Annotated in this window: 9 protein-coding genes and 2 pseudogenes; 6 read left to right on the top strand and 5 right to left on the bottom strand. The window is 71.4% G+C overall.

The features are described 5' to 3' along the window. Window positions 1-656, top strand: a pseudogene (locus tag D7X99_RS35600) (hypothetical protein); the annotation flags it as partial. Between the two features lie 8 nt (window positions 657-664). Beyond that, entirely contained in the window at window positions 665-1,189 is a 525-nt protein-coding gene (locus D7X99_RS35595; protein ID WP_120592023.1) for a tetratricopeptide repeat protein, read from the top strand. A 145-nt stretch (window positions 1,190-1,334) separates the two neighbouring features. On the opposite strand, the gene D7X99_RS35590 is transcribed toward D7X99_RS35595, so the two are convergent. From D7X99_RS35590 to D7X99_RS35575, 4 genes are all read right to left on the bottom strand, one after another. Beyond that, a complete protein-coding gene (locus tag D7X99_RS35590) occupies window positions 1,335-2,531 on the bottom strand; it encodes a M48 family metalloprotease (RefSeq protein WP_121781650.1) in 1,197 nt (398 codons plus the stop codon). A 15-nt stretch (window positions 2,532-2,546) separates the two neighbouring features. Beyond that, the gene (locus D7X99_RS35585; RefSeq protein ID WP_121781649.1) at window positions 2,547-3,731 is read right to left on the bottom strand and encodes a tetratricopeptide repeat protein; all 1,185 of its coding nucleotides are present in this window, start codon (window positions 3,729-3,731) and stop codon (window positions 2,547-2,549) included. 225 nt (window positions 3,732-3,956) lie between these two features. Further along, the gene (locus tag D7X99_RS35580; protein ID WP_121781648.1) at window positions 3,957-5,069 is read right to left on the bottom strand and encodes an ArsA-related P-loop ATPase; all 1,113 of its coding nucleotides are present in this window, start codon (window positions 5,067-5,069) and stop codon (window positions 3,957-3,959) included. Then, window positions 5,066-5,986 (bottom strand): ArsA family ATPase, encoded by a 921-nt coding sequence (locus tag D7X99_RS35575; protein ID WP_120592027.1) that lies wholly within the window; start codon window positions 5,984-5,986, stop codon window positions 5,066-5,068. The genes D7X99_RS35580 and D7X99_RS35575 overlap by 4 nt, the downstream gene beginning before the upstream one ends. Before the next feature lie 196 nt (window positions 5,987-6,182). Here D7X99_RS35575 and D7X99_RS35570 point away from each other — a divergent pair, with 196 nt between their 5' ends. After that, entirely contained in the window at window positions 6,183-6,494 is a 312-nt protein-coding gene (locus D7X99_RS35570) for a hypothetical protein (protein ID WP_120581280.1), read from the top strand. Window positions 6,495-6,517: 23 nt separating this feature from the next. Beyond that, entirely contained in the window at window positions 6,518-7,324 is an 807-nt protein-coding gene (locus tag D7X99_RS35565) for a ParA family protein (protein ID WP_121781647.1), read from the top strand. Window positions 7,325-7,376: 52 nt separating this feature from the next. Here D7X99_RS35565 and D7X99_RS35560 read toward each other — a convergent pair whose 3' ends face one another. After that, window positions 7,377-8,051: a polyhydroxyalkanoate synthesis regulator DNA-binding domain-containing protein gene (locus tag D7X99_RS35560; protein ID WP_121781646.1), complete on the bottom strand. Its 675-nt coding sequence runs from the start codon at window positions 8,049-8,051 to the stop codon at window positions 7,377-7,379. Between the two features lie 168 nt (window positions 8,052-8,219). Between D7X99_RS35560 and D7X99_RS44745 the strand changes: the two are divergent. Both D7X99_RS44745 and D7X99_RS44010 read left to right on the top strand, forming a co-directional pair. Continuing rightward, window positions 8,220-8,318, top strand: a pseudogene (locus tag D7X99_RS44745) (zinc-ribbon domain-containing protein); the annotation flags it as partial. Window positions 8,319-9,257: 939 nt separating this feature from the next. Then, complete coding sequence (locus D7X99_RS44010) at window positions 9,258-10,409, top strand: hypothetical protein (RefSeq protein ID WP_233613970.1); 1,152 nt, start codon at window positions 9,258-9,260, stop codon at window positions 10,407-10,409. The last annotated feature ends 3 nt before the right edge of the window (window positions 10,410-10,412 follow it).

The raw sequence follows: 10,412 nt of genomic DNA, 5'->3' as shown, positions 1-10,412 counted from the left end.
GCTCGGGGGCGGTGGATCCGGACCTCCAGGAGTACGCCGACGCGCTCCAGGTGCTGGACGAGAACTGGGACACCTTCGACACGGCGAAGGGCACGAAGGACGGCAAGCTGACGATGGCGGACCTGGAGGCGGTGCTGGACAGCCCGGCGGCGTCCTCCACGCTCAAGCGCGCCGCGCAGTTCTTCACGGACCACCCGGAGTACTGGCACCGCCTGGAGATGGCGGCGAGCGGCGGCCGGGATGGCGTCACCAGCTGGCAGGACCTGGACGCGGAGCTGGACTCGGTGGCGAAGCCGTCGAGCGGCAGCGGCCGGAGCACGGGCGGCTCACGGGCGCGCGACATCGTGGACAACCCGAACCTGAGCATCGAGCAGAAGGTGCAGGCCCTGCTCATGGGCATCACCGAGGACACCGACGACGAGCTGCTGGACGTGATGAACGAGATGGCCAGCGCCCGCGAGGAGCGCGCCACGTTGGGCACCAGCGGCTCGGACAAGGCGCGCGGCGCGAAGCTGGACACGAGCATGCAGGAGCTGGAGCTGCGGCTTCAGACGCTGATGGAGAAGCGCAAGGCCATGTTCGACCTGATGAGCAACATGTCGTCGAAGTTCAACGAGATGGCGAAGACGGCCATCTCCAACCTGCGCAGCGCGTGAGGGCCGCCATGGGACGCATCATCAAGCACGAAGGCGGCGAGGGACTGACGATGGAGACCGGCACGGCGCGCAGGCTGAAGGCCTTCGCGCGGGGGGAGACGACCTGGGCGGAGGTGGAGGGGATGACCTTCGAGGAGGCGAAGGCCATCGCGCAGGTGGGCTGCGACCTGGCGGCGGCGGGCCGGCTGGAGGAGGCGCGCATCCTCTTCGAGGGGCTCGTGGAGGGGAACCCGAAGGACTCCGCGGCGCACGCGGCGCTGGGCACCGTGTACCAGAAGCTCGGGAGGGTGGAGGACGCGCTCACCGAGTACACGCACGCGCTGACCGGAGATCCGCGCAACCCCGTGGCGCTGACGGGCCGGGGCGAGCTGCACCTGCGCCGGGGCGAGCGGCAGGGCTTCACGGACATCGCCAACGCGGTGGAGGTCGACCCGCATGGCGAGACGTCCGCGGGACGCCGCGCGAAGGCCCTGGTGAAGGCCATCACCCTGGTGGCGGTGGAGAAGCTGAAGGAGGGCGCTCCGCCGACGTGAGCGGTTGAAGGGAGAGACGATTCAAGACGGATGTGCCACCGGACAGTTGGGGAGCGGTCCGGGGGCGGCCGGCCGGAGGGTGGGCCTGGATGGCGAGGGGGAGTGGAGTGGAGGCCCATCCACCGGCGGCTTCTTGAAAGCGGCTTCAGGGCGCGTCGAGCGCGGCGAGCCGTTCCCCGATGGGGGGATGGCTCATGCCCTTGAGCACGACCCAGCGGGGCGGCTCGGGGTCCATCTTGTTCACCCGGGCAGCCTTCACCAGCATGCGGCGGAAGGCCCTGGAGTCGCCGGTGAGGTTCAGGCCGTAGCGGTCCGCCTCACGCTCTCGCTCGCGGGAGAGCGCCCCGGCCACGGGGGCCGCGAGCGTGATGAGGAGGAACACCCCCAGCGAGATCAGCGGCAGGGTGCGGATGTCGCCCGAGCGCTGGATGCCCCACCAGCCCCGGCGGGCGGACAGGCGCAGCAACTGGTCGATGAGGAAGAGCAGGGCCAGCAGCGCGAGCGACGAGAAGATGCGGCCGGGCCAGCGGGGCTCGTTCACGTGGCCCGCCTCGTGCGCCACCGCGGCCAGGACTTCGTCCTCCGCGAGTTCACTCAGGATGACGTCGTTGATGACGATGGTGCGAGTGGGGCCCTGGCCGGCGAAGTACGCCTGGATGCGCTTGGACTGCACGGACGTCTTCTCCACCACCACGTCGGAGAAGGTGATGTCCGCCTTGCGCATCAGCGCGGTGATGCGCGAGCGCAGCGGCCCTTCCTGCAAGGGCGTCTGGTCGTAGTAGAGGCGGGCGCGGTACGGGTCCAGGGCGGAGGCCACCAGCATCAGCAGGGCCACGGGCACGCCCAGCACCAGCCACCACCGGCGCACGCGGCGGGCCAGGCCATACAGGCCGATCACGAGCGCCGTCAGCGCGATGGCGCCCACGAGGGTGCCCTTGAACCACATCCACGCGAAGGTCGCGGGCGTGTCGTTGGACAGGCCGTGCCGGTGCTCCAGCACGTAGAAGAAGTACACGTTCGCGGGGGCGTAGAGCAGCTGGGTGGCCAGGTCGATGAAGAGCGCGAAGAGGAGCGCGGCCCCCCAGCCGGGCTCGCCCCAGAGCCGGTCCATGGCGCTGAAGAAGGCGCGGCTCACCGGGGCCTTGCGCAGCGTGCCGCCCAACCTGCGCTCCAGTGACGCCGCCGCGGCCGTGGCCCCCCGGTACACGGGCCGCACGAGCACGGCGAGGATCAGCGCGGACAGGGCCAGCCGCACCAGCGGGTCCACCGCCGCCCGGATGTAATAGGGCTGGTGGTAGGCGTGGATGTCGGCGAGCTGCTCCGGGGTGAAGAGCGGTTCCATGGCCGGAGGGGGGCGCTAGCGGTGCTTCGCGCCCGCGTTGGAGGCGGGCATGGGCACGGAGACCCCTTCCGACTCCGTGTCGGCGTCCGCGTCCGCGAGCAGGAGCGTCTTCACCTTCTCCAGGCTCTGGCGGGTGCGGTCCACGAAGGCGTTCTGCGAGCCGATGCGCTCGGCGGCCTCCAGCGTGCGCTCGTAGATGTTGATGGACTTGGTGAGCAGCACGCGGATCTTCTTGCGCAGCTCCTGGCGGTAGACCTCCGCCTCCTCGGCGTTGAGCTCCGGGGGCGTGGGCGAGTTCACCATGTGCTCGTGGAGGTTCTCGTACAGGGCGCCAATCTGCGCGCCCGCGGCGGTGGCCCAGTAGCCGTTGCCCACGCGGATGGCGCGCAGGTAGTGGCCCTGCGCGGACAACAGCAGCTCCGCCTTGTAGTTGAGGTCCTGCGCCAGCCCGTCGCTGCCCCGGCTGGCCTCCAGCTTCACCGCCTCGTAGTGCAGCCGGTAGATCTCCCCGACGAAGAAGTGCGCCTGCGCGGGGAAGTAGTCCTCCACCTCCGCCTTGTCCGGCAGGGCGTCATACGCGGCCAGCGCCTTGCGCAGCGTCCCCTCCGCGTCGTCGGTGCGGCCGGCCTCCACCTGGCAGATGCCCTGCTGCACCTGGGCCTCGATGCGGCGGCCCGCGGGCAGGTCCGCGCGCGCGGCCAGCGTCGTCAGCAGCTTCACCGCCTCCTCGTAGCGCTCCAGGTGGTAGAGCGACTCCGCCACGCGGAAGGACGCGTCCAGCGCGTCGCCCTGGCCCTTCTCCGGCTCCGCCAGTTCGGCGAAGCGCCCGTAGGCGTCGTCCCACTCCTTGAGGCGCTGGTGCGCGAGGCCCGCGTTGTAGAGGGCCTGCCGGCGGTGCGGGCTGTTGGGGTGGAAGTCCGCGAGCCGGCCGAAGTAGCGCGCCGCCTGCTTGAAGTCGTTGGCGGCGAAAGCGGAGGTGCCGCCCGCGAAGAGCTCCTCGTCGTTGAGCTTGTCCAGCTCCAGGTCCGCCGTCACCGTGACGGGGTCGAACTCCACGACCTGCTTGTTCGCCGTGGCGTCCGGCTTCGTTCCCGCGCCCGTGGTGCGGCAGCCCGTGAGCGTCAGGCCCAGGCCCAACACGCCCACCCACAGCCACCGCCGGGCGACTCCGGCTGACTCCATCCGCTTCCTGCCGTGCATGCAGCTCGCTCCCATCCGGACGCCTACGTCACCCGGTGCGGCCCCGGACATCGACACCCCGGAGACCCGCCAGGTTCCCGGAAGTGCGCTTCAGAGTCCGCCAGTCTAATGCGGGAAGGCCTCCGGTGCTCAGTCGCCCGTCCGCCCGGTGTGAACGCCCCCGTGCGCCGGAAATGCCCGGCGGCTCCGAGCCTCCGGCGCGTCACGCGAGGTGGGGGAGGGCGCTCAGGCGAGGACGTCGTCGCCCAGGAGGTAGCGGCCGGTGCCCCACAGCGCGGTGAGGTCGTGCACGTCCAGCCCGAAGCGCGGCACCTGGATGAGGGGCGTGCCCGGACAGGCCGCGCGCAGCTGCGCCAGGCCCTCCAGGTCCTGCTGCGCCAGCACCTGGGTTTCGCGCAGCGTCTCCTCCACCTTCGCGCGCCGGGTGGGCGTCAGCGTGGCCGCGTCCGCCCACTGCGCCTGGGTGGGCAGCGGGTGCACGCGGTTCACCACGATGGCCGTCATCTCCATGCGGTTCTGCTTGAGCAGCTTGTGGAAGTGGATGGCCTCGTCCAGCCGCTCCGGGTTGGGGCTCGTCACCAGCACGAACCCCGTCGTCTGGTCCTCCAGCAGCTCGCGCACGCCGCGGGCGCGCTCGCGGAAGCCCTCGTTCATGGAGGAGAGCGTCAGCATGAAGGAGGACAGCTCCTGGAGCATCTCCGTGCCGGTGAAGCGCGACAGCGCGCGCGTCACGTAGCTGCCGCCCAGGTTGAAGAGGGACAGGCCCACCTTGCCCGCCTTCAGCGCGGGCGTGAGCAGCCACTTGGCCGCTTCGTTGTCCAGGAAGTCCAGCACCCGGTTGGGCGCGTCCAGGAAGTCCAGCGCGTGCGCGGTGGGCGGCGTGTCCAGCACCACCAGCTCGTAGTCCTTGCTGCGGCGCAGGTCCCAGACCTTCTCCATGGCGATGTATTCCTGGCTGCCCGCCAGGGCCGTGGAGAGGGACTGGTAGAAGCGGTTGGCGAAGATGCGCTCACGCTGCTCCGGCGGGGCCACGCGGGTGATGAGGTCGTCCCAGGTGGCCTTCATGTCCAGCATCATCGCGTGCAGGGCCGCCTTGGGCTTCACGCCCAGGGGCTCCAGCACGGACGCGGGGACTTCCGCCTCCGTGTTGCCCAGGCCGGACAGGCCCAGGGAGTTGGCCAGGCGCTTCGCCGGGTCGATGGTGCACACGATGCTGGGCCGGCCATCCGCCGCCGCGCGCAGCGCGAGCGTCGCCGCCACCGTCGTCTTGCCCACGCCGCCAGAGCCCACGCAGATGAGCACGCGCTTGTTCGCGAGCGCCGTTTGCAGCGCCGTCATGCTCCCGTGCCTCCCGTCACCATCGCGTTCAGGTGCCCCATCACCGTCTCCACCGCGTCCCGTCCGAAGCGCGGCACGAACAACCTGGGCACCGTGTACACCGGCGCGTGGAGGTTGCGCTCCAGCTTCGTGCCCGCGAGCACCGCCTGCGACGCGCGGTCATGGTGCGCCTGGGCCACGCGCATCAGCTCCGGGTGGCCCGCGAGCGCCTCCAGGTCCGCCTCCGTGAAGCGCTGCGGGAAGGCCTGGTTGAGCACCGCCGCGTGCGTGCGGATGTGCACCCTGTCTCGCAGCGCGCCGTGCAGCTCCAACGCCTCGTTCACCGGCATCTCCTCCGGCAGCGCCACCAGCACCGCCGCGGTGACGGACGGGTCCACCAGCAGGTCGCGCATCTTCAGCGCCTCGCGCGTCATGGGCCCCGGCGGCACCGTCTGCAGGAGTACTTGCGGCACGCTCAGGAAGGAGATGGCGTGGCCGGTGGCCGGCGCATCCAGCACCAGCGTGTCGTACTTCCAGCGGCCGTCCGGCAGCTTCTCCTGGAGGTGGAAGAGGATCTTCCCCAGCAGCACCAGCTCCTGGAGCGACGGGATGAAGCGCAGGAAGTAGCGCACCAGCCGGTTCTCGAAGACCGTCTTGTAGAGGGTCTCGAAGCGCAGGACCATCAGGCCGTACTCGCGCATGGCCTCCTGGGGGCGCACGTCCACCGCCCAGAGGTTCTCTTCCAACAGCTTCACCTCCGGGCCCGCTTCGGGCAGCTCCAGGATGCGGCTGACGCGCTCCTGGGTGTTCACTTCACACACCAGGGTGCGCCGGCCGGCGCGCACCGAGGCCAGGGCCAGGGCGGCGGCGATGGTCGTCTTCCCCACGCCCCCCTTGCCAGAGACGATCCACAGGCGTTTGTCGAGCAGTCCGGCCATAGAGGGCGCGCGAACCGTAGGGATGGGCTCCCGGAGAGTCAACGAGAGTCCACGAGCGGAAATCCCCAATGTTGCCCTGCTTGACACGTCGCGTTGGCCCCTCCCAGAGTGCGGCGTCCTCTTCCTGACGTCCCGCCTGTCCCGACGGCCGAGATGCCGTGTCCGTGGTGGGCCGGACCTGAACGGTTCCAAGAACATGCTCAAGAACAACCCGGTGATGAAGAAGCTCGTGGAGACGGGCGAGGAGCGCGTGGGCAAGCTCGCGCAGCAGCTGCTCTCCAACGAGAAGTTCGTGGGGGCGGTGCAGACGCTGGTGTCCCGCTCGCTCGCGGCGAAGGGGACGCTGGACGCGGCGCTGCGCACGGCGCTGTCCGCCATGAACCTGCCGTCCACGGCGGACCTGGAGCAGCTGCGCTCGAAGGTGGACGACCTGGAGAAGCTGCTCGCGTCCGTCGAAGGCAAGCTGGACACGCTGGTGTCGAACACGTCCTCGAAGAAGAAGGGGTAGGGCGCGGCAAGCCCTCAAAGGCCATGCGGCGCATCGCGTTCATCAACGAGAAGGGCGGCACCTGCAAGACGACGCTCGCGGTGAACACCGCCGCGTGGCTCGCGCTGGAGCAGCGCCGCCGCGTGCTGCTGGTGGACCTGGACACGCAGGGCCACGCGGGCAAGTCACTGGGGCTGGACGTGCGCACGCTGCCGCGCAACGTCTTCCACCTGCTCACCGACGCGGAGGTGTCCCTGGCCTCCGTGGTGCGCCCCACGGGCGTGAGCGGGCTGGACGTGGTGCCGGCGTACAAGGAGATGGCGGAGTTCCCGGTGGTCGTGGCGCAGGACCCGCGCCGCGCGCACCGGCTGGCGGACCGCATGCGCGAAGCGGAAGCCGCGGGCTACGACATGGTGCTGTTCGACGCGCCTCCGTCCATGGGGCTCACCACGCGCAACATCCTGGTGGCGGCCACGGAGGTGGTGGTGCCGGTGGCGCTGACGTACCTGGCGCTGGACGGGTGCGCGGAGCTGGCGGAGACGGTGCGCCAGGTGGGCGAGGCGGAAGGGCGCGCGGATTTGCGCGTCACCCGGGTGGTGCCCACGCTGTACCGCAAGACGGCGCTGGCCACGGCAATCCTGGAGCGCCTGCGGACGTACTTCCCCGAAGCGCTCGCCGCCACGCCGCTGGGCTACAGCGTCAAGGTGGACGAGGCGCAGAGCCACGGGAAGACCATCTGGGAGTACGCACCCCAGAGCCCGGGGGCGCGGATGCTCGCGGCCATCGCGGCGGAGATTGACGGCGGGGCCCCTCCGGCGAAGCGGAAGCGGGCCCGGCCGAAGGTGGCCTGAAGCGCCGGCGCCCGCTTCCTCACGGGCGCCACGGCGTTCAGGCACGGGTGCTTCAGGACGCGCTGACGTCCTTCTTGTCGCCCTTCTCCACGGCGTCGAGCTTCTTCTCCAGCTCCTCCAGCCGCTGCGCGAGCGCCTGCATGTCGCGGCCCAGGGCGGGGAGGTTGCCGGTGAGGTTCTCCACGACCTGCTTCACGCGCTCGTCGATGCGGCGCTGGAAGTCCTCGAAGGCGCGCTGGCTGGCCTTGAGCAGCTCCGCCGGGTTGAGGCTCGCGGCGCTGCCCTCGGCCTGCGGCGCGGGCGTGGCGGCGGGGGCCTCCGGGGGAGCCTCCTGCAGGCTGCCGTCCTCACGGCGCAGCAGCTTGTCCAGCCGCTGCTCGGCCTCCTCGCGGATGGAGGCCACGCGCGGCGAGACCTCCTTCTGGATGAACCCGGAGATGGACTCGCCGGGGTGGCGGATGATCTCCCGCAGCACCGACAGAGGCATCTGGTTCTTCTTCTTCTCCTCTTCGAAGATGATCTGCGCGAGGGTGACGGAGGTCAGGTCTTCCTTCGTGCGGTTGTCGACAATCCGCACTTCGGTGCCCTCCTTGATCATCGCGGCGATCTCATCGAGCGTGACGTACCGGCTCTCCACGGTGTCGTAGAGTTTCCGGTTCGTGTAGCGCTTGATGATCTTGGGCTCCTTGGTGTTGCTGGGAGCGTTTGCTTGCTCGGCCTCGCTCATGTCTGTCGTCTCCGACCCCGGCTGCGCCTTGGCATTTACTGGTTTACTTCTTGATTTCCAAAGGGGCGAACCTCGTATCAAAGGGGTTGGAAGCGAGCAAGTTACCCGGGCCCGACTCGCGGTGGTTGCCGGGTGGGCCTATGCTCCAAGTCCCCCCGACCCGACCCCATGATCGTCCAGTGCGAACAGTGCCAGACGCGGTTCAAGATCCCCGACGAGAAGGTGACGGAAAAAGGGGTCAAGGTCCGCTGCACCAAATGTCAGAACACCTTTCGGGTCGCGCGTGAGCCCGCGCCGGCCCCGAGCGCCCCCCCGCCCGCTGGCCCTCCGGCCGAGCAGGCGGACCCGTTCCAGTCGTTTGGAGACGCCCCGGAGCCCACCGGGGAGGTCACCCGCCCGGGTGCCGCGTACTACGCGCCCGGCGCCCCCGCCGTGAGGTCCCAGGTCCAGTCCTGGGGTGACGTGGATGTGGACATCGACGTGGACGCCCCGCAAGCGGCCCCCGTCCAGGCCCCTGCCACGCCGGGCGCCGCCGGGGCGATGATGCCGTTCGACCCGCCCACGCCGGTTCCGGGCGTCGCGTCCCGGCGTCAGGCGGCCCCTCCGCCGCCGCCCCCGAATCCGGTCGTTCCGGACCTGGATGACCCGTTCGCGGACTTCATGATGGACGCGCCGGCGCCGAGCGCTCCGGTGGCCGCTCCCCGGCCGGCCGTGGCTCCTGCTCCTCCGGCGGCGGCTCCCCGCCCGGTGCCTCCGGGGGCCTTCGCGCCTCCCCGGGCCGCTCCTCCCGGGGCGCTCGCGGGTGGGGCCCGTCCGGCGGCCGTGGCTCCGAGCGGACCCGGAGCGTTCGCCGCGGAGGCCGCGCCTCTGGGGGGACCTCCGAGGCCAGCGGCGCCCAGGGGCCCGGTTCCTCCTGGGGCGGTGGCTCCTCCTCCCGGCGCCTCTCCGGCCGTCATCGGCGCCGCTCCGGGGCGTGCCGCCATGCCTCCGGGGCCTGGTGCCTTCTCGGCCGGCGGACCGGCGCCGGCGGGTGCTGTCCCCGCGCGTGCCGCCATGCCTCCGGGGCCTGGCGCCTTCCCGGCCGGCGGACCGGCACCGTCGGGCGCTGCTCCCCCGCGTGCCCCCATGCCTTCGGCGGGAGCCCCCGTCGCGCGCATGCCCCTGGCCTCGGTCCCTGTCGGGGCGGCACGTCCCGGGGCCGCGCCCGTGGCAGCCGCGGGGCTGGCCGCCGCCGGTTCGACGGACCTCGCGCCGGATCCGCTCTTCGACTTCCCCATCGACGTTCCAGCGGTCCCGGACGCGGCGTCCCTGCGCCATGCCGCGAACGTCGCCCAGGCGCCCGCTCCAGGCGGCGCCACGGCGGTGGGGCCGGTGACGCCCTCGCCGGGCTTCGAGAGCGAGGATCCGTTCTCGTCCATCGACATGGCGGCTCCGTCCCCGGACCTGTCCGCCGCGCCCGAGGACGCCCCCGAGGACACCCACGTCGGTCCGGAGCCGATGGGCGACCTGTTCGACTTCTCCGGCGCGGGGGCCTCCGGCGAGGAGGGGGTGGCCGCCTCCGACACCGGCCGCGCCGCGCTGCTCGGGGATGTGCCCGCGGAAGCGGGCGCGGAGGAGCCCGGCGGCATCTCGCTGCTGAGCGACGTGCCGGCGTACGACGACGGCGACCCGTTCAAGATCACCACGCCCCGCCGCGAGGTGGTGGACCTGGCCAGCATGCGCGGGGGTCCGGCCGTCACCGTGGCCAAGCCCTCCGCCCGCATCGAGGACGTGGGCATGCCCCAGCGCCGGATGCCCGGCCGCGCGCGGAAGCTGACGGGGCTGGTCCTCAACCTCACCATCGCCACCGTGTTGGTGGTGGCCCTGGGCGCGCTGGGCACCATGTACCTGCGCGATGGCAAGGTGGACCCCTCCACGCTGTCCCCGGACCGCCTGCGCACGCTGGTGCTGCCCGCGTCCCGTCCGTTCATCGCGAGCGACGTGTCCAACGGCCTCTACGAGACGCGCGACGGACGCATGCTCTTCGTCGTGCGCGGAGAGGCGGAGAACCGCACTGGCGCCGCCGCGGCCGTGCGCGTGCGCGCCGCCCTCTTCGACGGCGACCAGCGGGTGCGCTCCACGGAGGGGCTCGCGGGCGCGCTGGCCACTCCGGAGGAACTCCACGCCGTCACCACCCGCGAGGCCGCCGCCTCACTCCGCCAGCGCATGGACGCGGCGTCCCTCCCGGTGCCGCCGGGCGGCAAGGTGCCCTTCCTGGTGCTGTTCCAGGAGTTCCCCGCGGACCTCACCGGCCTCCGGCTGGAGGTGACGCTGGAGCCCATCCCCTCCGAACCCACCGCGGACCGCACGGGAGGCTGAGCC

It is taken from the genome of Corallococcus sp. AB032C (assembly GCF_003668935.1).
Classification (GTDB): domain Bacteria; phylum Myxococcota; class Myxococcia; order Myxococcales; family Myxococcaceae; genus Corallococcus; species Corallococcus exiguus.
This window is presented reverse-complemented; position numbering and strand designations above follow the sequence as displayed.

Excerpts from the sequence above, each read along its gene's own strand:
- D7X99_RS35595 (WP_120592023.1), top strand. The coding sequence starts at position 665 with ATGGGACGCATCATCAAGCACGAAGGCGGCGAGGGACTGACGATGGAG.
- D7X99_RS35590 (WP_121781650.1), bottom strand. The coding sequence starts at position 2,531 with ATGGAACCGCTCTTCACCCCGGAGCAGCTCGCCGACATCCACGCCTAC.
- D7X99_RS35585 (WP_121781649.1), bottom strand. The coding sequence starts at position 3,731 with ATGCACGGCAGGAAGCGGATGGAGTCAGCCGGAGTCGCCCGGCGGTGG.
- D7X99_RS35580 (WP_121781648.1), bottom strand. The coding sequence starts at position 5,069 with ATGACGGCGCTGCAAACGGCGCTCGCGAACAAGCGCGTGCTCATCTGC.
- D7X99_RS35575 (WP_120592027.1), bottom strand. The coding sequence starts at position 5,986 with ATGGCCGGACTGCTCGACAAACGCCTGTGGATCGTCTCTGGCAAGGGG.
- D7X99_RS35570 (WP_120581280.1), top strand. The coding sequence starts at position 6,183 with ATGCTCAAGAACAACCCGGTGATGAAGAAGCTCGTGGAGACGGGCGAG.
- D7X99_RS35565 (WP_121781647.1), top strand. The coding sequence starts at position 6,518 with ATGCGGCGCATCGCGTTCATCAACGAGAAGGGCGGCACCTGCAAGACG.
- D7X99_RS35560 (WP_121781646.1), bottom strand. The coding sequence starts at position 8,051 with ATGAGCGAGGCCGAGCAAGCAAACGCTCCCAGCAACACCAAGGAGCCC.